This window comes from Pseudomonas sp. AN3A02, from assembly GCF_011765255.1.
In the GTDB taxonomy this organism is placed as follows: domain Bacteria; phylum Pseudomonadota; class Gammaproteobacteria; order Pseudomonadales; family Pseudomonadaceae; genus Aquipseudomonas.
Map to the genome: position 1 here is coordinate 120,734 of NZ_JAARNI010000013.1, position 23,459 is coordinate 144,192.

Below are 23,459 nucleotides of genomic sequence, written 5' to 3' on the forward strand. Positions count from 1 at the left end.
GAAAGGACTTCATGAAACGTCTGCTGCTAACTGCGGTTCTCACCGTATTGATGATCGCCGAAGTTCACGCCGAGTCCTTCACCATCTCCGATATTCGCGTCAACGGCCTCCAGCGGGTTTCCGCGGGTAGCGTCTTTGGTGCCTTGCCGTTGAACGTCGGGGAACAGGCTGATGACCGTCGCCTGGTGGAATCCACTCGTGCGCTGTTCAAAACCGGGTTCTTTCAAGATATCCAACTGGGTCGCGAAGGTAACGTCCTCGTCATCACCGTCGTCGAGCGGCCTTCTGTCGCCAGTATCGAGATCGAAGGCAACAAGGCGATCTCCACTGAAGACCTGATGAAAGGCCTCAAGCAATCGGGCCTTGCCGAAGGCGAGATCTTCCAGCGTGCCACCCTCGAAGGCGTGCGTAACGAGCTGCAACGCCAGTACGTTGCCCAGGGCCGTTACTCGGCTACCGTCGAGACTGAAGTGGTGCCGCAGCCGCGTAACCGCGTCGGCCTGAAGGTCAACATCAACGAAGGCACCGTGGCGGCGATCCAGCACATCAACGTGGTGGGTAACACCAAGTTCTCTGATGACGACCTGGTTGACCTGTTCGAACTCAAGACCACCAACTGGTTGTCGTTCTTCAAGAACGATGACAAGTACGCTCGCGAAAAACTGTCCGGTGACCTGGAGCGCCTGCGTTCCTACTACCTGGACCGTGGCTATATCAATATGGATATCGCTTCGACCCAGGTGTCCATCACCCCGGACAAGAAGCACGTCTATATCACGGTCAACGTCAACGAAGGCGAGAAGTACAAGGTTCGTGACGTCAAGCTCAGCGGTGACTTGAAAGTGCCTGAAGACCAGGTCAAGTCCCTGTTGCTGGTGCAGAAAGACCAGGTGTTCTCGCGCAAGCTGATGACCACCACGTCCGAACTGATCACCCGTCGCCTGGGTAACGAAGGCTATACCTTCGCCAACGTCAACGGCGTACCGACCCCGCACGACGAAGACCACACGGTAGACATCACCTTCGTTGTAGACCCGGGCAAGCGTGCCTACGTGAACCGCATCAACTTCCGTGGCAACACCAAGTCTGCTGACGAAGTGCTGCGTCGCGAAATGCGTCAGATGGAAGGTGGCTGGGCGTCGACTTACCTGATCGACCAGTCCAAGGTTCGACTTGAGCGCCTGGGCTTCTTTAAAGAAGTCAACGTTGAAACCCCGGCTGTACCGGGCGTGGATGACCAGGTTGACGTGAACTACGCCGTAGAAGAACAAGCCTCCGGTTCGATTACCGCCAGTGTCGGTTTCGCCCAGAGTGCCGGTCTGATCCTCGGTGGTTCGATTACCCAGAACAACTTCCTCGGTACCGGTAACAAGGTTTCCATCGGGCTGACCCGAAGCGAATACCAGAGCCGCTATAACTTCGGTTATGTCGACCCCTACTGGACTGCTGACGGTGTGAGCCTGGGCTACAACGCCTTCTACCGCACAACCGACTACAAAGACCTCGACGTTGATGTTGCAAGCTATGCAATCGACAGCCTGGGTGTTGGCGCCAACATTGGTTACCCGATCAGTGAGACCTCGCGTCTGACCTTCGGCCTGACCGCGCAACAGGACAAGATCAAGACTGGTGTGTACACCGTGGATGAGATCTTCAACTTCGTGCGTAAAGAAGGCGACCAGTTCCTGAACTTCAAGGCTTCGGCCGGCTGGTCGGAATCGACCCTGAACAAAGGTGTACTGGCGACCCGTGGCCATTCCCAGAGCCTGACTCTGGAAGCCACCACGCCGGGCAGCGACCTGTCGTTCTTCAAACTCGACTACCGTGGCCAGTTGTTCCAGCCATTGAGCGAAAACTACACCATGCGCCTGCACACCGAACTGGGTTATGGCGATGGTTACGGTTCGACCAGCGGCTTGCCGTTCTATGAGAACTACTATGCGGGTGGTTTCAACTCGGTACGTGGTTTCAAAGACAGCACCTTGGGCCCTCGTGGTACCCCAAGTCGTGGTGCGGATGTAACGGGTAACAAAGGTACCGTGGCTGACTCGGACAACGACCCGCTGCCATTCGGTGGTAACGTGCTGATCCAGGGTGGTGCGGAAATCCTGTTCCCGCTGCCATTCGTGAAAGATCAACGTTCCCTGCGTACGTCGGTCTTCTGGGATGTGGGTAACGTGTTCGACTCCAAGTGCGAACAGGTCACCAACCCGAATGGCTCGAAGTCCAACACGCAATGCAACGACGTAAGTCTGAGCAACCTGGCAAGCTCTGTAGGTGTGGGCGTGACCTGGGTGACGGCGCTGGGCCCATTGAGCTTTGCTCTGGCCATGCCGATCAAGAAACCGGATAACGCTGAAACCCAGATTTTCCAATTCTCCCTCGGCCAGACGTTCTAAGCGTCTGACCCAAGATAACGACAACGGATTTGTAGGAGTGCATCGTGCGTAAGTTGACTCAATTGGTTCTCCTGGCGACTGTCCTGGTAGCGACCCCGGCCTTTGCCGAAATGAAGATTGCTGTTCTGAACTATCAGATGGCTCTGCTGGAATCCGATGCGGCCAAGAGATACGCCGTGGATGCCGAGAAGAAATTCGGTCCGCAGCTGACCAAGCTGAAGACGCTGGAAAGCAGCGCCAAGGGTATCCAGGATCGTCTGGTAGCCGGTGGCGACAAGATGCAGCAAGGCGAGCGCGAGCGTCTGGAGCTTGAATTCAAGCAAAAGGCCCGTGACTACCAGTTCCAGTCCAAGGAGCTGAACGAAGCCAAGGCTGTTGCCGACCGCGAAATGCTCAAGCAACTCAAGCCGAAACTCGACAGCGCTGTGGAAGAAGTCATCAAGAAAGGTGCCTTTGACCTAGTATTCGAACGCGGTGCAGTCATCGACGTTAAACCTCAGTACGACATCACCCGTCAGGTGATCGAGCGCATGAATCAGCTGAAGTAAGCCATGACTGCGACTATCAAACTCGGCCAATTGGCCGAGTTCCTGGGGGCCACCTTACGTGGCTCTCCGGAGAAGGAAATTACTGGGCTAGCCACCTTGCAGGAGGCTGGCCCAGCTCAGTTGAGCTTCCTGGCAAACCCCCAATACCGTAAATACCTGGGCGAAAGCCGTGCCGCAGCCGTGTTGCTGAAGGCCGCTGACGCCGAAGAGTTTGCCGGGGATGCGCTGGTTGTTGCCGACCCGTACCTGGCGTATGCCCGGGCATCGCACCTGTTCGATCCAAAACCCAAGGCTGCTGCGGGAATCCATCCTTCGGCGGTAATCGCGGATGACGCGCAGGTTGACCCTGCCGCGAGCATTGGTGCTTTTGTGGTGATCGAAAGCGGCGCACGTATCGGCGCGGGTGTAACGATAGGCGCCCAGTGCTTTATCGGCGCCCGCAGTGAGATTGGTGCCGGTGGTTGGCTGGCTCCTCGCGTGACCCTGTACCACGACGTGCGTATCGGTGAGCGTGTAGTGATTCAGTCAGGTGCTGTGATCGGCGGCGAGGGCTTCGGCTTCGCCAACGCGAAAGGTATTTGGCACAAGATTGCCCAAGTGGGCGGCGTGTTGATCGGTGATGACGTGGAAATTGGCGTCAATACTGCTGTTGATCGCGGCGCCTTGGCCGATACCGTCATTGGTAACGGTGTGAAACTGGATAACCAGATTCAGATTGCCCACAACGTGCAGATTGGCGATCACACCGCCATGGCGGCGTGCGTGGGGATTTCCGGCAGCACCAAGATTGGCAAGCATTGCATGCTCGCCGGCGGTGTAGGCCTGGTGGGCCATATCGAAGTGTGCGACAACGTATTCATCACCGGCATGACCATGGTGACCCATTCGATTACCGAACCTGGGTCCTATTCATCCGGTACGGCCATGCAGCCTGCGGCCGAATGGCGCAAGAGCGCGGCGCGTCTGAGGCAGCTCGACGATATCGCTCGGCGCCTGAAACATCTGGAAAAGCGTGTTGGGGACGTGACCCCTGGCGGTAATGCTTCATCAGATGGCTGATACCATTTCCATATCAAGTGTGCACAGCCGCTAGACTGCCTCCTTGATTTGCTAGAGGGGCGTGCCTTAGTCCGCACGCTCCCAATCTTTATTACAGGCTTCCCCCCGAAATGATGGACATCAACGAGATTCGCGAATACCTGCCTCACCGTTACCCGTTCCTGCTGGTGGACCGAGTAACGGACCTCAATGTTGAGGAAAAGCGCATTCGTGCCTACAAGAATGTCAGCATCAACGAACCGTTCTTCAATGGTCACTTCCCTGCGCATCCCATCATGCCAGGCGTTTTGATCATCGAAGCGATGGCCCAGGCTGCCGGTATCCTTGGTTTCAAAATGCTCGACCTGAAGCCTGCCGATGGCACGCTCTATTATTTCGTGGGCTCCGACAAACTGCGCTTCCGCAACCCGGTGACCCCGGGTGATCAGTTGATCCTGGAAGCCAAGTTCATCAGCTGCAAGCGCCAGATCTGGAAGTTCGAATGCCAGGCGTCGGTCGACGGCAAGCCGGTGTGCTCGGCTGAAATCATCTGTGCGGAACGCAAACTATGAGTTTGATTGACCCTCGCGCAATCATCGATCCGACGGCCGTACTGGCCGCCGACGTTGAGGTCGGCCCTTGGTCGATCGTCGGCGCAGGTGTGGAAATCGGCGAGGGGACAGTCATCGGGCCGCATGTAATCCTCAAAGGCCCGACGCGGATTGGCAAACACAATCGCATCTATCAGTTTTCATCGATAGGCGAAGACACTCCGGACATGAAGTACAAGGGTGAAGAGACGCGCCTGGTAATCGGAGATCACAACATCATCCGTGAAGGCGTGACCATTCACCGCGGTACCGTTCAGGACCGCGCAGAGACCACCCTGGGTGATCACAACCTGGTGATGGCTTACGCGCACATCGGCCATGACAGCGTCATCGGCAACCACTGCATTCTGGTCAACAACACTGCGTTGGCCGGCCACGTGCATGTGGACGATTGGGCGATCCTGTCCGGCTTCACCCTGGTGCATCAGTACTGCCATATCGGCGCCCACAGCTTTTCCGGCATGGGTACCGCCATCGGCAAGGACGTTCCGGCGTTCGTCACGGTATTCGGCAACCCGGCCGAAGCCCGCAGCATGAACTTCGAAGGCATGCGCCGTCGGGGTTTCAGCGAAGACGCGATCCATGCCCTGCGCCGCGCCTATAAGGTGGTTTACCGCCAGGGGCTGACGGTCGACCAGGCTTTGACCGAACTGACGGAACCCGCAACATTGTTTCCGGAAGTCGCAATATTCCGTGACTCGATCCAGTCGTCGACTCGCGGCATCACTCGCTGATCATGGCCAAGCTGCGTATAGCGTTGGTGGCCGGAGAAGCTTCCGGCGATATTCTCGGTGCAGGCCTGATGCGGGCCCTCAAGCTCCAGCATCCGGCGGTTGAATTCATTGGTGTCGGCGGTCCGCTGATGCAGGCTGAAGGCCTCACGTCCTACTTTCCCATGGAGCGCTTGTCGGTCATGGGACTGGTGGAAGTGCTGGGTCGGTTGCGTGAGCTGCTGGCTCGCCGCAAAAAGCTGATTCGGACCCTGATCGAAGAAAAGCCCGACGTCTTTATCGGAATCGACGCTCCGGACTTCACCCTCAATATCGAACTCAAGTTGCGTCAGGCCGGGATCAAGACCGTGCATTACGTCAGCCCGTCCGTATGGGCGTGGCGGCAAAAGCGCGTGCTGAAGATTCGCGAAGGCTGCGACCTGATGCTGACCCTGCTGCCGTTCGAGGCCAGGTTCTACGAGGAGAAGGGCGTGCCGGTGCGGTTTGTTGGCCACACCCTGGCCGATACCATCCCGCTCCAGGCTGACCGTGCTGCGGCGCGTGCCGAACTGGGCTTGCCCGACGGACCCTTGGTCGCCCTGATGCCGGGTAGCCGTGGTGGCGAAGTCGGTCGTCTCGGCGCACTGTTTTTTGATGCTGCCGAACGCCTGCAATCGCTGAAGCCGGGCGTGCGCTTCGTATTGCCGTGCGCCAGCCCTCAGCGTCGCGCGCAAGTTGAAGAATTGCTGGTAGGCCGCAACTTGCCGTTGACCTTGCTCGACGGCGGCTCGCACCTGGCGCTGGCTGCATGCGATGCGGTGCTGATCGCCTCCGGCACCGCGACCCTGGAGGCCCTGCTCTACAAGCGCCCTATGGTCGTGGCCTATCGCCTCGCGCCGCTGACCTACTGGATTCTCAAGCGTATGGTCAAAAGCCCTTACATTTCCCTGCCCAATTTGCTGGCCCAGCGACTGCTGGTGCCCGAATTGCTGCAGGACGACGCGACGCCGGAAGCCTTGGCGCACACCATGCTCCCGTTGATCGATGGCGGCGAAGAACAAACCCGTGGTTTCGACGAAATCCATCGTACCCTGCGCCGTGATGCGTCGAACCAGGCGGCAGATGCCGTGCTGACCTTGATCGGCCATAAACAGGAAGCCCTATGAAGACGCAAATGGGCCTGGATTTCAGCCTGGTCGCCGATGCTCTTGATCTGGTGGCCGGCGTCGACGAAGTCGGTCGTGGCCCGCTGTGCGGCGCAGTCGTCACCGCCGCGGTGATTCTCGACCCGAACCGTCCGATCCTCGGTCTCAACGATTCGAAGAAACTCACCGAAGCCCGTCGTGAAAAACTCTACGACGAGATCTGTGAGAAAGCCCTGAGCTGGCATATCGCCCGGGCTGAAGTCGAAGAAATCGACGAGCTGAATATTTTGCACGCCACCATGTTGGCCATGCAGCGCGCCATCGAAGGCCTGCACATCACGCCAAAAATGGCGATGATCGACGGCAACCGCTGCCCGAAGCTGACAATGCCGGCGGAAGCAGTGGTCAAGGGCGACAGCAAGGTGCCGGCGATTGCCGCTGCCTCGATCCTGGCCAAGGTTAGCCGTGACCGTGAAATGGCGGCTTTCGAATTGATCTACCCCGGCTACGGCATCGGTGGACACAAAGGCTATCCGACGCCCGTTCATCTGGAAGCTTTGGCTCGCCTGGGCCCAACCCCGATCCACCGCCGCTCGTTCGCCCCGGTTCGCCAGGCTTACGAGGCCCGGGAAAGCTTGATCGAGGTTTAGCAGCAAGGCTGATGTTTTTGCCAAGGCCCGGTACAATCCGGGCCTTGTTGTCTCCACGTTTTTAGACAGGATCACTATGCCGGCTTCATTCGTTCACCTGCGCCTGCACACTGAATACTCCCTGGTCGACGGCCTGGTACGGATCAAACCCCTGGTCAAAACCCTGGTGGGCATGAACATGCCTGCCGTGGCGGTGACCGACCAGAACAACATGTGCTCCCTGGTCAAGTTCTACAAGGCCGCCATGGGCGCCGGCATCAAGCCGATCTGCGGCGCCGACCTGTGGCTGTCGAACAAAGACCCGGATAACCCACTGAGCCGCATCAGCCTGTTGGCGATGAACGGCGTCGGTTATCGCAACCTCACCGAACTGATTTCCCGTGGTTTTATCGACGGCCAGCGCAACGGCTCGATCATCATCGAGCGCGAGTGGGTGGCTGAGGCCAGCGAAGGGCTGATCATGCTCTCGGCGGCCAAAGAGGGTGAAATCGGTATCGCATTGTTGGGCGGCAATCCTCAGGAGGCGGAAGTGCTCGCCCGTGAGTGGATGGACGTGTTCCCCAACCGTTTCTACCTGGAAATCCAGCGCACCAACCGCCCCAACGATGAAGAGCAGTTGCACGCCGCCGTGGCCCTGGCTGAAAAGCTCGGTGCGCCGCTGGTCGCGACCAACGATGTGCGCTTTATCAAGAAAGAAGACTTCGAGGCCCACGAAACCCGCGTATGCATCGGTGAAGGCCGGGCGCTGGACGATCCGCGCCGTTCGAAAAACTACAGCGAAGAGCAGTACCTCAAAAGCGCCGATGAAATGGCCGAGCTGTTCAGCGACCTGCCCGAGGCCCTGGAAAACTCTGTCGAAATCGCCAAGCGCTGCAATATTGAGGTGAAGCTGGGCAAGCACTTCCTGCCCAACTTCCCGATTCCCGATGGCATGACCATCGATGAATATTTCCGCAAGGTGTCGTTCGACGGCCTGGAAGACCGTTTGAGTGTCCTGCTGCCCAAGGACACCACTGAAGATTACGAAGCCAAGCGCCAGGTGTACGTCGACCGGCTGAATTTCGAGCTGGATATCATTATCCAGATGGGGTTCCCCGGTTACTTCCTGATCGTAATGGACTTTATCCAGTGGGCCAAAAGCAACGGCGTGCCGGTAGGCCCTGGCCGTGGATCGGGTGCCGGGTCCCTGGTGGCCTATGTGCAGAAGATCACCGACCTCGACCCGCTGGAATATGACCTGCTGTTCGAACGGTTCCTTAACCCGGAACGGGTATCGATGCCCGACTTTGACGTCGACTTCTGCATGGATGGTCGCGACCGGGTTATCGAATACGTGGCCGAGAAATACGGCCGCAATGCGGTAAGCCAGATCATCACCTTCGGTTCCATGGCGGCGAAAGCGGTAATCCGCGACGTGGCCCGTGTGCAAGGCAAGTCCTACGGCCTGGCGGACCGCCTGTCGAAGATGATTCCGTTTGAAGTCGGCATGACCCTGGAAAAAGCCTACGAGCAGGAAGAAATCCTGCGGGACTTCATCAAGGTCGATGAAGAAGCGGCCGAAATCTGGGACATGGCGCGCAAGCTCGAAGGTGTAGTGCGTAACGTCGGTAAACACGCCGGTGGTGTAGTCATCGCGCCCACCAAGCTGACCGACTTTTCGCCGATCTATTGCGACGAAGAAGGCGACGGCCTGGTAACCCAGTTCGACAAGGATGACGTGGAGGCGGCCGGCCTGGTGAAGTTCGACTTCCTCGGTTTGCGTACCCTGACGATCATCGACTGGGCGCTGAAGACCATCAACCGCGAGCGGGCGAAGATCGACGAGCCGCCGCTGGACATCGCCTTTATCCCGCTGGACGACAAACCGACGTACCAGTTGCTGCAAAAGGCCGAAACCACGGCCGTCTTCCAGCTTGAATCCCGTGGCATGAAAGAGCTGATCAAAAAGCTCAAGCCCGACTGCCTGGAAGACTTGATCGCACTGGTGGCCCTGTTCCGTCCGGGCCCGCTGCAATCGGGCATGGTGGACGACTTCATCAACCGTAAGCACGGGCGTGCCGAACTGGCTTACCCGCACTCCGACTACCAGTACGAAGGCCTCAAGCCGGTACTGGCACCGACATACGGCATCATTCTGTATCAAGAACAGGTGATGCAGATTGCCCAGGTTATGGCCGGCTACACCCTCGGCGGTGCGGACATGCTGCGTCGAGCCATGGGTAAGAAAAAGCCCGAGGAAATGGCCAAGCAGCGTGGCGGTTTCATTGAAGGTTGCGCCACCAACAACATCGACGCCGACCTGGCCGGTAACATCTTCGACCTGGTAGAAAAGTTCGCCGGTTACGGCTTCAACAAGTCTCACTCCGCCGCTTACGGACTGGTGTCGTACCAGACGGCCTGGCTGAAAGCTCATTACCCGGCTCCGTTCATGGCCGCGGTACTGTCTGCGGATATGCACAACACCGACAAGGTCGTGACCTTGATCGAAGAAGTGCGCACCATGAAGCTGCGCCTCGACGCGCCGGACGTGAACACTTCCGAGTTCAAGTTCACGGTGAACGATGACGGCCGCATCATCTATGGTCTCGGCGCGATCAAGGGCGTGGGCGAAGGCCCGGTGGAGGCGATTACCGAAGCGCGCCAGGACGGGCCGTTCAAGGACCTGTTCGACTTCTGCGCCCGGGTCGACCTCAAGCGCATCAACAAACGTACCCTTGACGGTTTGATCCGCAGCGGCGCCCTGGATCGCTTGGGCCCGTATTTCCATGATGAGCCGAAGGCTTACCAGGCCAACATCGATCGCAACCGTGCAGTGTTGCTGACCGCCATGGAAGAAGCGATCAAGGCCGCCGAGCAGACCGCGCGCACCCACGACAGCGGCCACGCCGACTTGTTTGGCGGGCTGTTCGTCGAAGCAGACGCCGACGTCTATGCCAACCACCGCAAAGCCAAGGACCTGACCCTCAAGGAACGCCTCAAGGGTGAGAAAGACACCCTGGGCCTGTACCTCACCGGTCACCCGATTGACGAATACGAAGGTGAAATCCGGCGTTTCGCCCGTCAGCGCATCATCGACCTGAAGCCGGCGCGGGATACCCAGACCGTTGCGGGCATGATCATCGCCCTGCGGGTGATGAAGAATAAGAAGGGCGACAAGATGGGCTTCATCACCCTCGACGACCGCTCGGGCCGGATTGAAGCGTCGCTGTTTGCCGATGCCTTCCATTCCGCCCAGTCACTGTTGCAGACTGATGCGATGGTGGTGGTGGAAGGGGAGGTCAGCAACGACGACTTCTCCGGTGGCCTGCGCCTGCGGATCAAGCGCGTGATGAGCATGGAAGATGCCCGCACCAACCTGGCCGAAAGCCTGCGCCTGAAAGTGCGCACCGAGGCGCTTAAAGGTGATCAGCTACGCTGGTTGGGTGACTTGCTCAAGCGGCATCGCGGCGCGTGCCCGGTGACCATGGAGTACACCGGCAACGATGCCAAGGCCATGCTGCAGTTCGGCGAGACCTGGAGAATCGACCCGGCGGATGGCTTGATTCAAGCATTGCGTGACCAGTTCGGGCGTGACAACGTCTTCCTCCAATACCGTTGACGGTCAGGCAGTACAAAAAAGCCTGATCTCGACCGAACATTTAATCTCGACCTAACCGCGCCTCTCCCTTAAGGTAGGGCGCGAATAGACCACCGGCTGGCCAGGCACTCCTTGGCCGTCGACCCAAGACGGACGCTTATGAACCCGAATTTTCTTGATTTCGAACAGCCGATCGCTGACCTGCAAGCCAAGATCGAAGAGCTGCGCCTGGTCGGCAATGACAATTCGCTGAATATCGGCGATGAAATCGCTCGCCTGCAAGACAAGAGCAGCACGCTTACCGAAGACATCTTCGGCAAGCTGACCAGCTGGCAGATCGCGCGCCTGGCCCGCCACCCGCGCCGTCCGTACACCCTGGACTACATCGAGCACATCTTCACCGAGTTCGACGAACTGCACGGCGACCGTCACTTCTCCGACGACGCTGCCATCGTGGGCGGTATCGCTCGCCTGGACGACCAGCCAGTGATGGTGATCGGTCACCAGAAAGGCCGTGAAGTGCGCGAGAAAGTCCGTCGCAACTTCGGCATGCCGCGCCCGGAAGGCTACCGCAAGGCTTGCCGTCTGATGGAAATGGCCGAGCGCTTCAAGATGCCGATCCTGACCTTCATCGACACCCCGGGCGCCTACCCGGGTATCGACGCTGAAGAGCGCAACCAGAGCGAAGCAATTGCCTGGAACCTGCGTGTGATGGCTCGCCTGAAGACCCCGATCATCGCTACCGTGATCGGCGAAGGCGGTTCCGGCGGTGCGCTGGCCATTGGCGTCTGCGATCAACTGAACATGCTGCAATATTCGACCTACGCGGTGATCTCGCCGGAAGGTTGCGCCTCGATCTTGTGGAAAACCGCCGAGAAAGCGCCGGATGCCGCTGAAGCCATGGGCATCACGGCTGATCGCCTGAAAGGCCTGGGTATCGTGGACAAAGTGATCGCCGAGCCATTGGGCGGCGCCCACCGTGACCCGGCTGCCGCTGCCGCGACCATTCGTGCTGAACTCAGCGCGCAACTGGCGATGCTCAAGAAGTTCGACAACGAGGCGCTGCTGGCCCGTCGTTACGAGCGTCTGATGAGCTACGGTCTCTAAGCCGACGCAGTACTAAATGTGGGAGCGGGCAAGCCCGCTCCCACATTTAATCGATGTTGCCTGGACGACTGAATTACGGCTGCTGGCGCGTCGCCGCCAACACGATCTCACGAATGCACACATGCTGCGGCTGCTGGTAGGCATAGGCAATCGCCGAAGCCACGTCATCCGCACTCAATACCGTACCGCCCATGTCCTGTTTCCACGCCTGGTAGCCGGTCTTGATCGCTTCATCGGTGGTGTGGCTCAGCAGTTCGGTTTCCACCGCCCCCGGCGCGATGGTGATCACGCGCACATTGTGCGGCGACATTTCTTCCCGCAGATTTTCCGAAATCCCATGCACGGCAAACTTGGTGCCTACATAGGCGACATGGTTAGGGAAGGTCTTGCGCCCGGCCACCGAGCTGACGTTGATGATCGTGCCGCCCTTGCGCTCGACCATGCTGGCAGCCACTGCATGAATACCGTTCAGCAAGCCTTTCACGTTGACGTCGAGCATCTGCTCCCACTGTGCCGGGTCCTGTTCGCTGACGCTGCCCAGCAGCATCACACCGGCATTGTTGATCAGTGCATCGGCCGGGCCGAATTGCGCTTCGGCTTCTTTCACCGCTGCCACCAGTGCAGCGCGGTCGGTGATGTCGACACCGCGACTCAAGGTGTTCGGCAACTCCAGCGCATTTAGCCGGTCGATGCGGCGGGCCAACAGCAACAGCGGGTGGCCGGCGGCCGACAGCAAGCGCGCAGACGCTTCGCCAATGCCCGAACTGGCGCCGGTGATGATGATCAATGGCTTGCTCATGCTTGAACTCCTGAAATAAGAAAAACAAATAACTAAACGTGGGTCGCAGTATATTTAGCCCTTGAGTGACTGAAAAATGCCTTATTCCTCTGTCTGTCATCGGTATTAGCTATGGATGTGCGTCATCTCAAAGCGTTTCTCGCGGTGTTCGAAGAGCGCAATATCACTGCCGCCGCCCAGCGCCTGTTCGTCAGCCAGCCGACGCTGTCGGTGACCATCAAGCAACTGGAAGAAGAGTTGGGCGTGGCGTTGTTTCTGCGCCAGCCTCGCGGGGTTGAGGTCAGTGACGAGGCGCGTGTGCTGTACCCGCAAGCGCGGCGCATGGTGGCCGAGGCCGATGCGTTGAGCCGGTTGTTTCGCGGACGCGAAAACCGCATCGCCCTGGAACTGGGGGTGGAAGGCGATATTGCCGACAGCCAGATCGAAACTTTCCTGCGCATGGCGCACCAAGGCTTACCCGGCTTGCTGCTGACCTTGCAGGAAGGCTGTGAAGGAGAAGGGCGCCTGGCTGTGGAGGAAATGTGCTGCGAGGACGAATTGTTCCTGCCGCTTTGGGAAGAGTCCTACGTGATGGCGCTGCCGGTGGCACACCCGATGGCGGCAGGTGGAAAAGAACAGGCGTGGGCGCCGATTGAAGACTGGATCACTTGCCCGCAGCATGACTCGTACCAGCGCCTGATGGCCTTGTACGGTCGTTCACCTCAGGCGGTGGCCGGGCATGCCGGTTCGTTGACCCAGGCCTTGCACATGGTGGCCGCCGGGGTGGGCGTGGCGATGTTGCCGCAGTCGCTGGCGGCGGAACGGGCCGGGGTGGTGATTCGCCCCTGGCACCTGCCGGCACCGACGCGCCGGGTGGGGTTGTGCTTTGCTGCCCAGGCGCTGGAGTTGCCGGCGTTGCGGGCGCTGCATGAGTATTTCCAGAACAACCGCCCGCCACAGATAGAAGCAGCCTGAGCCGTTACTCCAGCATCTTGCCCAGCAACCAACTGCCTGCCGGGCCGGGCGGATGCTGGCGTGACCACAACGCATCCACCGCCACCGAGCGCGGCCAGCTCCGGGCCTTGATTTCACACAGGTGGCCGCCGCCAAAGCGCTCCACCAACCAGCGCGGCAGCGGTGCCCAGCCAAAGCCCAGTTGCGCCATTTCCATCAGCATCAGGTAACTGGGCGCCGACCACACACGCCCCAGGCCCCGGGTTTCATTCGGGTTGATGATGCTCGCCAGGCGCAGTTCGCGGTGTTGCTCCAGGGTTTGCTGATCGATGTCCTTAAGGTTCGCCAGCGGATGTTTGGGCGCTACAAACAGCGCGATTTCCGTGCGCTCTTCCACGGCGGTACTGGTGAGGTCCGGCGGGTATACGTCCTGCTTCTCGATAAACGCAATCTGCGCCCGGCCGCTTTGCACCAGGGCGATCAAGTCCTCGCATTCGGCGATCAGGCATTCCAGCTCCAGGTCCGGATAGCGCTGTTCGAAGGCGCTGAGGGCGGTTTCGAAACGGTCCGACTGGTACGTATCGGACATGGCGATACTCAGCTTCGGCTCCAACCCCTGGGACAACTGACTGGCCGCCAACTCCAGGCGGCTGCTGGCTTCCAGCACCTGCTCGGCGCGTTGCAACAGCACATGCCCGGCCGGGGTCAGCGTGGGCTTGCGGCTGCTGCGATCAAACAGCACCACGTCCAAGTCAATCTCCAGGCTCGCCACCGCCGCGCTGACGGTGGACTGGCTCTTGCCCAGCTTGCGCGCCGCCGCTGAAAACGAACCCTGGGTCGCCGCCTGCACAAACGCCTGAAGCACTTCATGGGAAGCCATGACTATCGCCTTGTTCGATGGTTATTGGTTATGAAGTATCGATTCAAAGGGTAATGATGGCAACCATCGTCACTCACGGAGAACGGGTCATGACACCCACCAAGTCGATTACTGAACGCGTTTGGCAGGCCATTGGTTTTGAAGGCCTGGCTTTGTTGATCTGTACGCCGTTGCTGGCGTGGATCATGGATAAACCGGCGCTGGAGATGGGCATGGTGACCTTGGCCATCAGCCTTATGGCACTGGCCTGGAACGTGATTTTCAACGGCCTGTTCGACCGTCTCAAGGCGCGCCTGCAACTGTCCGGCGGGGTGTGGACCCGCGTGCTGCACGCGTTGATGTTTGAAGGCGGCCTGGTGGCGATCTGCGTACCGTTGATTGCCTGGTGGCTGAACATCAGCCTGATGCAGGCGTTTATCCTCGACATCGGCGTGCTGCTGTTTTTCCTGCCGTACACCTATGTGTATCACTGGGCGTACGACGCGTTGCGGGAAAGGATTATTTGTAGGAGCGAGCTTGCTCGCGATGGACGTTAACGAAAACGCCGGGTTTCAGGAGTAACACGGCGCACTTTAGTTTTTCGCGAGCAAGCTCGCTCCTACAGACGCCACAAACTCCAGGAACGCCCGCACCTTGGCCGCCGGCAAATGCCGCGACGGGTATAAGGCATACAACGGGAAGCGCTCATCGGGCCAGTCGGGAAACAGCTCGATCAACGCGCCCGATTCGAGCGCTGGCGCAAGCCCGAGGTCGAGCATCTGCGCAACTGCATGGCCGTGTTCGCAAACGCTGTACAAGGTCCCGGCATCGTTGACCACCAGCCGTCCGCTGGTGGCGACATTGATCTGTTCGCCGGGCCGGTGGAATTCCCAGCCAAACGGCCGGCCGGTCTGGGAGTCGCGAAAGTCGATGCAGACGTGCTGGCCGTCTTCCAGGTCCAATGGCTGGTTGGGGCGGCCGTGGCGCTCAAGATAAGTCGGCGACGCCAACGTGAGCACCCGCACTTCCAGCAACTTGCGGGCGATCAACGAGGACGATTGCGGAATCCCAAAACGGATGGCCAGGTCAAAGCCATCCGCCACCAGGTCCCCGAGTTGATCCCGCGTGTGCAGGTCTAACTGCAACTGCGGGTACTGGCTCATGAATTCACCGAGCACCGGCCCCAGCACCAGCCGCGAGAAGTACGGGTCGATGTTCACCCGCAACCGCCCACGTACGGTCAGGGCGCTGTCTGCCGCCGAGCTGGCGGCTTCTTCCAGGCCGGCCAGCAGCGGGGCGATTTCCTGGTAGAAACGCCGGCCTTCGTCGGTCAATTGCACCGAGCGAGTGGTGCGGTCGAACAGGCGAATCCCCAAGCGTTTTTCCAGCCGCGAAATGGCCCGGCTGACTCCCGAAGGCGTCATCTCCAGGCTGTCGGCGGCGCGGGCAAAACTGCCGCTATCGACCACGGCGGCCAGTACGCCCATGCCGCCGGCCAATCCTGGATCAAAACTCATGGGTGATTGCCTGTCAGTTATCCGAAAGCATTGATGCTAGCGGAGAATCTGAGCGCGTTACAGAAACATCCCGCCCGACGCCTCGACGCGCTGCCCGGTGATCCAGTTGCTGCCATCGGCCAGCAGGGTGGAAATCGCCCCGCCAATGTCATCCGGCAAGCCGGCGCGACCGAGTGCGGTGTTGTTGGCGACCATCGCGTTCACGTCCGGATTGTCGCGCACCGCGCCGCCGCTGAAGTCGGTGGCAATCGCGCCGGGGGCCAGGGTGTTGACGGTAATCCCGCGTGCACCCAGCTCCTTGGCCTGGTAGCGGGTCAGCACTTCCACCGCGCCTTTCATCGAAGCGTAGGCCGAGTAACCCGGCAGGCTGAAGCGCGCCAGTCCGCTGGAGATATTGATGATGCGGCCACCATCGCTGATCAGTGGCAGCAGTTTCTGGGTCAGGAAAAACGGGCCCTTGAAGTGGATCGCCACCAGTTGGTCAAACTGCGCTTCGGTGGTTTCGGCAAAGCTGGCGTGGGCGCCAATCCCGGCGTTGTTGATCAGGAAGTTGAAGTGCGCCTGGCCGAACACTTCTTTCAACACCGAGCCAACCTGGGCGGTGAATGCATCGAAGGTGGAGCTCTGGCTGACGTCCAGTTGCAGCATCGCCGCTTTGCCGCCCAGCGCTTCGACTTGGGCGACCACGGCCTGGGCTTCGTCCGCCGCGCTGTGGTACGTGCCGATGATGTCGACGCCTTGCGCTGCCAGGTGCAGCGCGGCGCTTTTGCCCAGGCCACGGCTGGCGCCGGTGATCAGTGCGATTTTACGGGTCATGGTGGAGTCCTCGGAGCGGGTGATTGTTCGTGAGACAGAGTGTATTTGTCCGGCCATAACGTGATAAACAGAGCGATACCGGAATCACTGGCCGGATAAGGCGAACAATCCCATGAACAAACTTGAGTTGTTGCGCACCTTCGTGCGCGTCACCGAACTGTCGAGTTTCACCCAGGCGGGCGAGAGCCTGGGCCTGCCGCGCTCGACCGTGTCCGAGCATGTGCAGGCCCTGGAAGAGTTGCTCGGTGCGCGCCTGTTGCAGCGCACCACGCGCAAGGTTCAGGCGACACAGGATGGCCGCGTGCTGTACGAACGCAGCAAGGATCTGCTGTCGCACATGGAGGAGCTGGAAGGCTTGTTTCGCCAGGATGAGGCGCAACTGGCGGGGCGGATTCGCGTGGACATGCCCAACGTCATGGCCCGGGAACTGATCCTGCCGCGCCTGCCGGAATTCATGGACCTGCACCCGCTGATCGAGCTGGAAATCAGCAGCACTGACCGTCAGGTCGACCTGCTGGCCGAAGGTTTCGACTGCGTATTGCGGATTGGCGCGCAGCCGGACCAGTCGGTAGTGGCGCGGTTGCTGGGCAGCATGACGATGATCAATTGCGCCAGCGCGACTTACCTGCAACGTCACGGCATACCCAAGACACTCGACGATTTGGCCCACCATCAACTGGTGCATTACGTACGCCCGCTGGGCTCGCGTTCGCCCGGGTTTGAATACGTACAGGGCAACAAGGTGCACCGGGTTCCCATGGCCGGGCGGGTTACCGTTAACAGCACGGATGCGTATCGGGCAGCGTGCATCGGCGGGTTCGGCCTGACTCAGGTGCCGGTCCTGGGCATTGTCGATCTATTGGCCAGTGGTGAGTTGGTGGCGGTGCTGCCGGACTATCCGGCACCCGCGCTGGACGTGTCCCTGCTGTACGCAGGCCAACGGCATTTGCCGCTGCGGGTGCGGGTGTTCATGGATTGGCTGGCGGCGATCCTGCAATCCCGGCTTTAACGCCGGGCCGACAACTGCTGCGGCGCCAGGAATGCATCGTGGAAGTAATCCCGAAACGCCTGCATCGCCGGGGTGAAGTCGCGCTCGCGGTGCCAGGCCAGGCCGACACTCATGGGCGTGACCTTGTCGGTGACGCTCACGGTTTCGATGCGCTTGCCTTCCAGTGACCACGGGCGATGCACCAGGTCCGACAGAATCGCCACGCCGCTGCCATTGGCAACCATGCTGCGTACCGCCTCCACTGAACTGGTGCGCAGCCGCACCTTGGGCGTTTGCCCGGCCTGTTCCCAGTAGCGCATCGCGCTTTGTTCGGCTTCGTCGACGGTGAGGAAAATGTACGGTTCCCTGGCCACGTCCGCGAGGCTCACGGCCGGGCGTTCGCACAACGGGTGATGGCTGGGCAGCCACAGGCGGCGTTCGGAGTTGAAGAGGATTTCCGAGACGATATCCGGGTGGGTGAGGTTGGCGGTGAGCACCACGGCCATGTCGAACTGGCCGTTGAGCAGGCCGTGTTCGATGGCCTGGCGTTCCTGTTCGAAGACCTCAATGGTCACGTCCGGGTGCCAGTGTTCCATGCGCTGCAAGTGGTGCGGCAAGAAGTAACCGAGCACGGTGTAGCTGGCGGCCACCCGCAGTACGCCGCTGGCGCGGTAGTCCGGTAACGGGCTGTTCAGGGCATCGTCGACGCTGCGCACAATCACGTAGGCGCGGTTGAGAAAATGCCGCCCGGCGTCGGTCAGGCTCATGCCCTGGGCCGAGCGCACGAATAGCTGCGCGCCGAGCATCGCTTCCAGCTCCTTGATCGCGGTGGTCACTGCGGATTGGGAGATGTTGAGGTGAATCGCCGCCTGGGAGATCTGGCCGATTTCGGCGGTGGCGACGAAGTAGCGGATTTGGCGCAGGGTCAGGGACATTGGTTTCTCCGCTCGTTCCCACGCTCTGCGTGGGGAACGCATCCTGTGACGCTCCGCGTCACGATTTTAAAAGCGGACGCAGAGCGTCCAGGGTGGCATTCCCACACGGAGCGTGGGAACGATCAGTATCAGGTATCTGATTTTCAGAAGATGACCCATCTGATAATAGATCTTCCCAAGGGGTCAAGCGGCAGCCTAATTTCCATGGCATGAACTTCAACGGAGCGACCCCGATGCAGGCAGTGGATTTCAATTCGGACATGGGCGAAGGCTTCGGGCCCTGGACCATCGGCGATGGCGTCGACAGCGAACTGATGGCCTACATCAGCTCGGCCAACATCGCCACCGGCTTTCATGCCGGCGACCCGGGCACCATGCGCCGTACCGTCGAGCGCGCCAAGCAGCTGGGTGTGGCAATTGGCGCGCACCCGGGCTTTCGTGACCTGGTGGGTTTCGGCCGGCGCCATATCAACGCCCCGGCACAGGAGTTGGTGGACGACATGCTCTATCAACTCGGCGCCCTGCGGGAAATCGCCCGGGTTCAAGGCCTGACGCTGCAACACATCAAGCCCCACGGCGCGTTGTACATGCACCTGGCGCGGGACGAAGAAGCGGCGCGATTGCTGGTGGAAAACCTGCAACGCCTGGAACCCACACTGTTGCTGTACTGCATGCCCAACTCGGTGATCTGGCGGATTGCCAAGGAACTGGGCCAGCCGGTGGTGCGGGAGTTTTATGCCGACCGTGAGTACGATCTCACCGGCTCCATCGTGTTTACCCGCAATGTGCGGGCGCTGGATCCGGCAACGGTTGCGGCGCGTGTCCTGCGTGCCTGCCAGACCGGCCTGGTGCGCACGGTTGAAGGCGAAGACCTGTTTATCGAATTCGATTCCATCTGCCTGCACAGCGACACCCCCGGCGCCCTTGAGCTGGTGGAAGCGACGCGTGAAGCGCTGGACCAGGCGGGGATTGAAGTGCGCACACCTCGTTGACCGACACCGGTGCCCAGACACCGGGTCCTGCTGATTTTTTGCCTGCCTTTCTACAATGATTCCAAGAGGAACAGACATGGCCGAATCTTCCCCGATCCGCTACAGCTTTGGCGGTGATGAACACCTGTTTGCCGAGGTCAGCGAGAGCATGTCCCTGGAGGCTTTCTTCAAGGGCATGGCCGTCACCCGCGCGGTGGAACGCCTGGCCCTGGACGGTGTGCTGGACGTCTGCCTGGCGAATGCCTCGTTCCAGATTCGCTTCGACCCGGACCGCATCGCGCCCCACCTGCTGCTGGACGCGGTGCAAAGCGCCGAAGCCCAAGCCGTGGCCGAACGCACCTTGCATACTCGCATCATCGAAATCCCGGTTCTGTACAACGACCCCTGGACCCATGAAACCCTGATGCGTTTTCGCGACCGTCATCAAGACCCGACCGGCACCGACCTGGAATACGCCGCGCGGATCAACGGCCTGGCAGACGTGGAAGCGTTTATCGCGGCCCACAGTGGCGCGCCGTGGTTTGTCTCGATGGTGGGGTTTGTGGCGGGTTTGCCGTTCATGTTCCAGATGGTGGAACGCGAGCGGCAGTTGCAGGTGCCCAAGTACCTGCGCCCGCGTACCGACACGCCGAAGTTGACCCTCGGCCACGGCGGCTGCTTCGGCTGTATTTATTCGGTACGCGGCGCCGGCGGTTACCAGATGTTCGGCGTCACCCCGGCGCCGATCTACGACCCGCAACAGCAGTTGGCGTACCTCAAGGAACACATGGTGTTCTTCCGCCCCGGCGACATCGTGCAGTTCAAACCCATGGACCGCGATGCCTATGACCTGGCGGTGGCTGAAGTGGAGGCCGGGCGGTTCGACCTGCGCATCCGTCCGGTGGAGTTTTCCCTCGACGCCTTTCTCGCCGACCCCATTGGCTATCCGAAAACCCTGCAGGAGGCGCTGGCATGATCAAGGTACTCAAACCCGGCCTCGCCACCTCGGTGCAGGACCTGGGCCGCGAAGGTTATTACCACCTCGGCATCCCGCCGTCCGGCGCGCTGGACCAATACGCGTTGAGCGCGGCCAACCATCTGGTGGGCAACCCGGCCGGTGCCGCCGGGCTGGAATGCACGTTGATCGGGCCGGAACTGGAATTTCAGCAGGACGCGCTGGTAGCGCTGTGCGGTGCGCTGATGTCACCGCGCCTGGACGGTGTGGTGGTGCATCAGGACACCGCGTTTGAAGTGCGCGCTGGGCAAGTGCTGCGCTTTGAATTTCCCAAGGCCGGCGCACGGACTTACCTCGCGGTGGCCGGTGGTATCGACGTGCCGCTGGTATTGGGCAGCCGGTCCACTTACACCCTGGGTGCGTTGGGCGGTTTTCACGGGCGGCGGCTGGTGGAGGGTGATGAATTGCCTGTGGGCGAGGCCAGCGGCAAAGGCCGGTCGGGGAATAGTTTGCCCATGGCGTTGCGCCAATCGGTGGGCGGAGACGTGACGCTGCGGGTGGTGCCGGGGCTGTATTACGAGCGACTGACGCCCGGCGCCAAAATCAGCTTTTTTGCTGAGCCCTGGACGGTCGGTTCGGAGGCTGATCGCATCGGCTATCGCTTCAAGGGCGGTAGCGCGTTGAGCTTTCAGCCACGGGAGCAGCCGTTTGGCGCCGGGTCTGATCCGTCGAACATCGTCGACAGTTGCTACCCCATCGGCTCGATCCAGGTGCCGGCCGGGCTGGAGCCCATCGTGCTGCATCGGGATGCGGTGTCGGGTGGAGGTTACGCGATGATTGGCACGGTGATCAGTGCCGACCTGGATCTGATCGGGCAGATGCAACCGAACCAGCGCGCGGGGTTTGTGGCGGTGACGCTGGAGGAAGCGCTTGAGGCGCGGCGGGTGTACAAGAAGCGGTTGAAGGTGATGGGTGGGTTGTTTAATACCTGAACTCACCACTGAACCCAATGTGGGAGCGGGCTTGCTCGCGAAAGCGGAGTGTCAGTCAATACATCCGGTGACTGATACACCGCCTTCGCGAGCAAGCCCGCTCCCACATTTTGATCCGCGTTGTGTCAGAACAATTTGGTAAATAGCCAGTACAGGCTACCCGACAACAGAATCGCTGCCGGCAATGTCAGCACCCAGGCCATCAGCAAATTGCGGATGGTCTTCATCTGCAACCCACCCCCGTTCGCCACCATGGTCCCGGCCACGCCCGATGACAGCACATGGGTGGTGGACACCGGCAAGCCATACATGTCCGCCGCGCCGATGGTCAGCATCGTCACCATCTCCGCGGAGGCGCCCTGGGCGTAGGTCAGGTGGGTCTTGCCGATCTTCTCGCCCACCGTCACCACGATGCGCTTCCAGCCGACCATGGTCCCGAGCCCCAGGGCGATGGCCACGGCGATCTTGACCCACAGTGGGATAAACCGAGTGGCGTTGTCGATCTGTTGCTTGAACAGTTGCAGCTTGTTCTGGGTGTCGGCGTCGAAGTTGCCGACCTTGCCCTTGTCCATCAGGCGGATGGTTTCGCTGGTCAGGTACATGTCGTTACGCACGTTGCCCACGGCCTCGGCCGGTACAGCAGCGAGGGAGCCGTAGCTCTTCACTTCTTCGCCAATATGCCCGGTGATTGAGGCGAGGGCGGGCACCAGTTCCGGCGTGGCTTCCTTGGTGCGGACGTAGGTCGACAAGGTGGCGCGCGAGTCGGCAGGGGCCAGTTGCGGCGCCGCTTTTACCAAGGCCGCCTGGGTCACTTCGGCTACGGCGGCAAACTGCAACGACTCACCGGCCGGCATGGTGCGGTTCAGCGCGTAGGCCATCGGCAGGGTGCCCACCAGGATCAACATGATCAGGCCCATGCCCTTCTGGCCATCGTTGGAGCCGTGGGCGAACGACACGCCGGTGCAGGTGACGATCAGCATGCCGCGAATCCACCATGGCGGCGGGGTGTCACCTTTGGGTGCCTTGTACAGCGAACGGTTTTTCACGAAGGCCCGCAGCGCCAGCAACAGCAGGGCGGCGAAGGCGAAGCCGATCAGCGGCGACAGCAGCAGCGCATAACCGATCTTGATCGCCTGGCCCCAATCCACGCCGCTGGTGCCGTCACGGCCATGCATCAGTGCGTTGGCCACGCCTACACCGATGATCGAGCCGATCAAGGTGTGGGACGACGAAGCCGGCAAACCCAGCCACCAGGTGCCGAGGTTCCACAGGATCGCGGCGATCAACAGCGCGAAGATCATCGCAAAACCGGCCGAGGAGCCCACCTGCAAAATCAACTCAACCGGCAGCAGGGCGATGATGCCGAACGCCACCGCGCCGCTGGACAGCAGCACACCGAGGAAGTTGAAAAAGCCCGACCACACCACCGCGAAATGCGGCGGCAACGAGTTGGTGTAGATCACCGTGGCCACCGCGTTGGCGGTGTCGTGGAAACCGTTGACGAACTCGAAGCCCAGGGCGATCAACAACGCCACACCCAGCAGCAGGAACGGCGTCCAGGTGGTGACCACCGTGCCCAGTTCGCGCATGTCGTGCATCAGGCTGTAGGCGGTGAACAGCAGGCCCATGGCGAGTACGGCGAAGAAAATGATCACTGTCACCAGGCCTGGCTTCTTGTCCAGGCGCGGTTTGGGATCGGCGGTGGAAGCGTGTGCGGAGGCAGTCAGGGAAGGGGTGGCCATGCCGGAGCATCCAGTGTGGGGAGGATGTCGGTCATGATCGTTGCAGAATGTTACAGAGATGCTGCGATGAATCAGTGTTTAGGGAATTGAGGTTGCCGCTGGTCTATAAAATACCGCCGATCAAATGTGGGAGATTCTATGGTTTAGGGGAAGCCCCCAAAACCGCT

General features: G+C 60.4%; 21 protein-coding genes. 15 read left to right on the top strand and 6 right to left on the bottom strand.

Annotated elements, in window-relative coordinates:
• Nucleotides 1–11: 11 nt before the first annotated feature.
• The 9 genes from bamA to HBJ59_RS28995 all read left to right on the top strand — a co-directional run bounded on the left by bamA (nt 12) and on the right by HBJ59_RS28995 (nt 11,785).
• Nucleotides 12–2,399 carry an outer membrane protein assembly factor BamA gene (bamA, locus tag HBJ59_RS28955; protein ID WP_167665531.1) on the top strand — a complete coding sequence of 796 codons (2,388 nt, stop codon included), beginning with the start codon at nt 12–14 and terminating at the stop codon, nt 2,397–2,399.
• 44 nt (nt 2,400–2,443) lie between these two features.
• A complete protein-coding gene (locus HBJ59_RS28960) occupies nt 2,444–2,947 on the top strand; it encodes an OmpH family outer membrane protein (protein WP_033902788.1) in 504 nt (167 codons plus the stop codon).
• Nucleotides 2,948–2,950: 3 nt separating this feature from the next.
• Complete coding sequence (gene lpxD, locus HBJ59_RS28965) at nt 2,951–4,006, top strand: UDP-3-O-(3-hydroxymyristoyl)glucosamine N-acyltransferase (protein WP_076015783.1); 1,056 nt, start codon at nt 2,951–2,953, stop codon at nt 4,004–4,006.
• A gap of 110 nt (nt 4,007–4,116) precedes the next feature.
• A complete protein-coding gene (fabZ, locus tag HBJ59_RS28970; protein WP_003219309.1) occupies nt 4,117–4,557 on the top strand; it encodes a 3-hydroxyacyl-ACP dehydratase FabZ in 441 nt (146 codons plus the stop codon).
• Complete coding sequence (gene lpxA / locus HBJ59_RS28975; protein ID WP_076015782.1) at nt 4,554–5,330, top strand: acyl-ACP--UDP-N-acetylglucosamine O-acyltransferase; 777 nt, start codon at nt 4,554–4,556, stop codon at nt 5,328–5,330. Before fabZ ends, lpxA begins: the two co-directional genes overlap by 4 nt.
• 2 nt (nt 5,331–5,332) lie before the next feature.
• Nucleotides 5,333–6,472: a lipid-A-disaccharide synthase gene (gene lpxB / locus HBJ59_RS28980; protein ID WP_167665532.1), complete on the top strand. Its 1,140-nt coding sequence runs from the start codon at nt 5,333–5,335 to the stop codon at nt 6,470–6,472.
• A complete protein-coding gene (rnhB, locus tag HBJ59_RS28985) occupies nt 6,469–7,101 on the top strand; it encodes a ribonuclease HII (protein ID WP_017479407.1) in 633 nt (210 codons plus the stop codon). The genes lpxB and rnhB overlap by 4 nt, the downstream gene beginning before the upstream one ends.
• 76 nt (nt 7,102–7,177) lie before the next feature.
• Nucleotides 7,178–10,699 carry a DNA polymerase III subunit alpha gene (dnaE, locus tag HBJ59_RS28990; RefSeq protein ID WP_076015780.1) on the top strand — a complete coding sequence of 1,174 codons (3,522 nt, stop codon included), beginning with the start codon at nt 7,178–7,180 and terminating at the stop codon, nt 10,697–10,699.
• Between the two features lie 138 nt (nt 10,700–10,837).
• Nucleotides 10,838–11,785: an acetyl-CoA carboxylase carboxyltransferase subunit alpha gene (locus HBJ59_RS28995; RefSeq protein ID WP_076015779.1), complete on the top strand. Its 948-nt coding sequence runs from the start codon at nt 10,838–10,840 to the stop codon at nt 11,783–11,785.
• 73 nt (nt 11,786–11,858) lie between these two features.
• Here HBJ59_RS28995 and HBJ59_RS29000 read toward each other — a convergent pair whose 3' ends face one another.
• Nucleotides 11,859–12,584: an SDR family oxidoreductase gene (locus HBJ59_RS29000; protein WP_167665533.1), complete on the bottom strand. Its 726-nt coding sequence runs from the start codon at nt 12,582–12,584 to the stop codon at nt 11,859–11,861.
• Nucleotides 12,585–12,695: 111 nt separating this feature from the next.
• On the opposite strand from HBJ59_RS29000, the gene HBJ59_RS29005 reads away from it, so the two are divergent.
• Nucleotides 12,696–13,538 (top strand): LysR family transcriptional regulator, encoded by an 843-nt coding sequence (locus HBJ59_RS29005; protein ID WP_167665534.1) that lies wholly within the window; start codon nt 12,696–12,698, stop codon nt 13,536–13,538.
• A 4-nt stretch (nt 13,539–13,542) separates the two neighbouring features.
• Here HBJ59_RS29005 and HBJ59_RS29010 read toward each other — a convergent pair whose 3' ends face one another.
• The gene (locus tag HBJ59_RS29010; RefSeq protein WP_076015776.1) at nt 13,543–14,397 is read right to left on the bottom strand and encodes a LysR family transcriptional regulator; all 855 of its coding nucleotides are present in this window, start codon (nt 14,395–14,397) and stop codon (nt 13,543–13,545) included.
• Nucleotides 14,398–14,486: 89 nt separating this feature from the next.
• On the opposite strand from HBJ59_RS29010, the gene HBJ59_RS29015 reads away from it, so the two are divergent.
• Nucleotides 14,487–14,933 (top strand): multidrug/biocide efflux PACE transporter, encoded by a 447-nt coding sequence (locus tag HBJ59_RS29015; RefSeq protein WP_076015775.1) that lies wholly within the window; start codon nt 14,487–14,489, stop codon nt 14,931–14,933.
• Between the two features lie 36 nt (nt 14,934–14,969).
• Here HBJ59_RS29015 and HBJ59_RS29020 read toward each other — a convergent pair whose 3' ends face one another.
• The gene (locus HBJ59_RS29020) at nt 14,970–15,893 is read right to left on the bottom strand and encodes a LysR family transcriptional regulator (protein WP_167665535.1); all 924 of its coding nucleotides are present in this window, start codon (nt 15,891–15,893) and stop codon (nt 14,970–14,972) included.
• A gap of 57 nt (nt 15,894–15,950) precedes the next feature.
• Nucleotides 15,951–16,709: an SDR family NAD(P)-dependent oxidoreductase gene (locus HBJ59_RS29025; protein WP_076015773.1), complete on the bottom strand. Its 759-nt coding sequence runs from the start codon at nt 16,707–16,709 to the stop codon at nt 15,951–15,953.
• Between the two features lie 112 nt (nt 16,710–16,821).
• Here HBJ59_RS29025 and HBJ59_RS29030 point away from each other — a divergent pair, with 112 nt between their 5' ends.
• Nucleotides 16,822–17,718 (top strand): LysR family transcriptional regulator, encoded by an 897-nt coding sequence (locus HBJ59_RS29030; RefSeq protein ID WP_167665536.1) that lies wholly within the window; start codon nt 16,822–16,824, stop codon nt 17,716–17,718.
• Here HBJ59_RS29030 and HBJ59_RS29035 read toward each other — a convergent pair.
• The gene (locus HBJ59_RS29035) at nt 17,715–18,632 is read right to left on the bottom strand and encodes a LysR family transcriptional regulator (RefSeq protein WP_017475938.1); all 918 of its coding nucleotides are present in this window, start codon (nt 18,630–18,632) and stop codon (nt 17,715–17,717) included. The genes HBJ59_RS29030 and HBJ59_RS29035 overlap by 4 nt on opposite strands.
• 233 nt (nt 18,633–18,865) lie before the next feature.
• Between HBJ59_RS29035 and HBJ59_RS29045 the strand changes: the two genes are divergently transcribed.
• The 3 genes from HBJ59_RS29045 to HBJ59_RS29055 all read left to right on the top strand — a co-directional run bounded on the left by HBJ59_RS29045 (nt 18,866) and on the right by HBJ59_RS29055 (nt 21,550).
• On the top strand, nt 18,866–19,624 hold the full coding sequence (locus tag HBJ59_RS29045; protein WP_003211441.1) for a 5-oxoprolinase subunit PxpA: 759 nt from the start codon (nt 18,866–18,868) through the stop codon (nt 19,622–19,624).
• 76 nt (nt 19,625–19,700) lie between these two features.
• Nucleotides 19,701–20,579: an allophanate hydrolase subunit 1 gene (locus tag HBJ59_RS29050; RefSeq protein ID WP_167665537.1), complete on the top strand. Its 879-nt coding sequence runs from the start codon at nt 19,701–19,703 to the stop codon at nt 20,577–20,579.
• Nucleotides 20,576–21,550, top strand: a complete 975-nt coding sequence (locus HBJ59_RS29055; RefSeq protein WP_167665538.1) for a biotin-dependent carboxyltransferase family protein — start codon at nt 20,576–20,578, stop codon at nt 21,548–21,550. The genes HBJ59_RS29050 and HBJ59_RS29055 overlap by 4 nt, the downstream gene beginning before the upstream one ends.
• Before the next feature lie 125 nt (nt 21,551–21,675).
• On the opposite strand, the gene HBJ59_RS29060 is transcribed toward HBJ59_RS29055, so the two are convergent.
• Nucleotides 21,676–23,292: an inorganic phosphate transporter gene (locus HBJ59_RS29060; RefSeq protein WP_076016636.1), complete on the bottom strand. Its 1,617-nt coding sequence runs from the start codon at nt 23,290–23,292 to the stop codon at nt 21,676–21,678.
• Nucleotides 23,293–23,459 lie beyond the last annotated feature (167 nt).

Excerpts from the sequence above, each read along its gene's own strand:
- HBJ59_RS29055 (WP_167665538.1), top strand. The coding sequence starts at position 20,576 with ATGATCAAGGTACTCAAACCCGGCCTCGCCACCTCGGTGCAGGACCTG.
- bamA (WP_167665531.1), top strand. The coding sequence starts at position 12 with ATGAAACGTCTGCTGCTAACTGCGGTTCTCACCGTATTGATGATCGCC.
- HBJ59_RS29030 (WP_167665536.1), top strand. The coding sequence starts at position 16,822 with ATGAACAAACTTGAGTTGTTGCGCACCTTCGTGCGCGTCACCGAACTG.
- HBJ59_RS29060 (WP_076016636.1), bottom strand. The coding sequence starts at position 23,292 with ATGGCCACCCCTTCCCTGACTGCCTCCGCACACGCTTCCACCGCCGAT.
- HBJ59_RS29015 (WP_076015775.1), top strand. The coding sequence starts at position 14,487 with ATGACACCCACCAAGTCGATTACTGAACGCGTTTGGCAGGCCATTGGT.
- rnhB (WP_017479407.1), top strand. The coding sequence starts at position 6,469 with ATGAAGACGCAAATGGGCCTGGATTTCAGCCTGGTCGCCGATGCTCTT.
- HBJ59_RS29020 (WP_167665535.1), bottom strand. The coding sequence starts at position 15,893 with ATGAGTTTTGATCCAGGATTGGCCGGCGGCATGGGCGTACTGGCCGCC.
- lpxB (WP_167665532.1), top strand. The coding sequence starts at position 5,333 with ATGGCCAAGCTGCGTATAGCGTTGGTGGCCGGAGAAGCTTCCGGCGAT.
- HBJ59_RS29045 (WP_003211441.1), top strand. The coding sequence starts at position 18,866 with ATGCAGGCAGTGGATTTCAATTCGGACATGGGCGAAGGCTTCGGGCCC.
- lpxA (WP_076015782.1), top strand. The coding sequence starts at position 4,554 with ATGAGTTTGATTGACCCTCGCGCAATCATCGATCCGACGGCCGTACTG.
- HBJ59_RS29035 (WP_017475938.1), bottom strand. The coding sequence starts at position 18,632 with ATGTCCCTGACCCTGCGCCAAATCCGCTACTTCGTCGCCACCGCCGAA.
- dnaE (WP_076015780.1), top strand. The coding sequence starts at position 7,178 with ATGCCGGCTTCATTCGTTCACCTGCGCCTGCACACTGAATACTCCCTG.
- HBJ59_RS29005 (WP_167665534.1), top strand. The coding sequence starts at position 12,696 with ATGGATGTGCGTCATCTCAAAGCGTTTCTCGCGGTGTTCGAAGAGCGC.
- HBJ59_RS29025 (WP_076015773.1), bottom strand. The coding sequence starts at position 16,709 with ATGACCCGTAAAATCGCACTGATCACCGGCGCCAGCCGTGGCCTGGGC.
- HBJ59_RS29000 (WP_167665533.1), bottom strand. The coding sequence starts at position 12,584 with ATGAGCAAGCCATTGATCATCATCACCGGCGCCAGTTCGGGCATTGGC.
- HBJ59_RS29050 (WP_167665537.1), top strand. The coding sequence starts at position 19,701 with ATGGCCGAATCTTCCCCGATCCGCTACAGCTTTGGCGGTGATGAACAC.
- lpxD (WP_076015783.1), top strand. The coding sequence starts at position 2,951 with ATGACTGCGACTATCAAACTCGGCCAATTGGCCGAGTTCCTGGGGGCC.
- HBJ59_RS28995 (WP_076015779.1), top strand. The coding sequence starts at position 10,838 with ATGAACCCGAATTTTCTTGATTTCGAACAGCCGATCGCTGACCTGCAA.
- fabZ (WP_003219309.1), top strand. The coding sequence starts at position 4,117 with ATGATGGACATCAACGAGATTCGCGAATACCTGCCTCACCGTTACCCG.
- HBJ59_RS29010 (WP_076015776.1), bottom strand. The coding sequence starts at position 14,397 with ATGGCTTCCCATGAAGTGCTTCAGGCGTTTGTGCAGGCGGCGACCCAG.